Below are 1,725 nucleotides of genomic sequence, written 5' to 3' on the forward strand. Positions count from 1 at the left end.
CATAATGAACCTGGTGGAAGTCAGGATGTTTGGCACTATCATCTTCACGTGTATCCCCGGTATAAAGACGATAATCTTTATAAAATGGATGGACATTTAAGTTCTCCTGAAGAAAGGTTATTTTGCGCTGAGCAGTTAAGAACATGGTTTGAGAATAATAATTAAAATTCCTCAAAATATTAAGAAGCTTGGCTATTTTGTTTTGAAATAGACAGTAATTGATCTTCAACTAACGGGTGCTTTACTTCAATAAGGAGTGAAGCCTTTTTTCTTATTGAACTAACGGGGCAGGTTAGTTATTTAACACAATAAGTTTAAGAATTAAAAAGGGGTGTTTAAATGAAGTACATCTCAGGCGGTTATTATATTGTTTCACCATCAGAACGAGCAGACTATATGGATAAAACATTACTACCAGAAACAATATTGTCGGCTAGTGTGTGTCTGTGTGTTTTCCAACCCGATATAAACATACTTTGGGGAGGTTCACAAAAAAAGAAACAAACCTATTCTAAGGAGTTAAATCTCTCTAATAGTGCCTTCGAGGAATTGGAAGGATGGGTACAGAAAAAGTTCGAGGATGGAACGTTCAAATTCCCTCAACTTTTTACAACGGTTGATTTAGCAAGAGAATTTAAAAAAACATTTCTAAATCGCATAAATGACATAAGAATAATTGGAATTGGATTAGAAGAAAATTTCGCAGAAGAATTTCTAGATGAAGAAGAAACACTATCTAAGCCTGCCAAAGAACGATATGGTATTGAAACATTATTAATGAACAAAACGACGATGGATATGGAAGTGTCTAAGAAGAACGGTTATGAGGTTCTAGGTTTTGAATCTGGACAGTTCCATTCATATATTTGTAATGGTTTAGAAAAGGATTATAATTATAATTTTAAATTCAGCTTAAACGAAAACGGATTTATACCTAATCGTGAGATGGCTATTAAGTGTTGTGAGTATAGCAATGATGAAGAACTAGAAACTGAATCAGTATTATGGCTTCCTTGGGCTATATTTGAATACGTACTTTAATCCTTATTCAACTAACGGGTGCTTTAGTTGAAGATCAGTGAGCTGCTTTAGATGGCTCTTTTTTCTTATTGAACTAACGGGGCAGGTTAGTTGAATAAAGACTGATATAATTTGAAGAATAATATTTTATGAAAACAGGTGATTTAGGAATGGATAAAAGAATTCAAGCAGAAGTTTTATCTGGATTTTCCTCTGGAAAAATTAGTGATGTTAGGGAAACAGATAACGGCATAATGCTTACAATAGTTATGTTCGGATATTTCACTTATCCAAACACTGTCCTTAAATGCGATTTAATAAATTGCCGGGAATTCCTATTAGAGCTTGAGAATGATGTCTGTATTAAGGATTTACAAGAGTTTCAAAAGTATGAGATAGAAATGCAAGATCCTGAATTTAGAAACAGTAAGCTTGTTGTAAGCTGTCTTATAGAAGAAAAATGGTCAAGCATTCTCATTGAAACAGAAAACATTAAGGTTTATGACGAATTAAATAATGAAATTTCTCCCTTAGATTTTTATATCTTAACTGGAGCTTGTAACGGGATAGACTTCCACATTAAAGAAAAAACAAAAAAACGGACAAGTTCAAGTTATACAGGGGAGTCCATAAAATTTGATGAAGATGTGTTGGGTGATCTTCGGGAAAGAGAACAGTATTGGGCACGATACGAGCAAAAGGGAC

General features: G+C 33.7%; 2 protein-coding genes. Both read left to right on the forward strand.

Features of this window, described 5'->3' with window-relative positions:
• The first annotated feature begins 339 nt into the window (after positions 1 to 339).
• A complete protein-coding gene (locus AC1DOS_RS19930) occupies positions 340 to 1,041 on the forward strand; it encodes a hypothetical protein (protein WP_477538881.1) in 702 nt (233 codons plus the stop codon).
• 149 nt (positions 1,042 to 1,190) lie between these two features.
• Positions 1,191 to 1,725, forward strand: a 535-nt coding sequence (locus AC1DOS_RS19935; RefSeq protein ID WP_477538882.1) for a hypothetical protein, incomplete at its 3' end; no start/stop codon positions are given.

The sequence above is a fragment of the Paenisporosarcina sp. P5_A11 genome, from assembly GCF_056400705.1.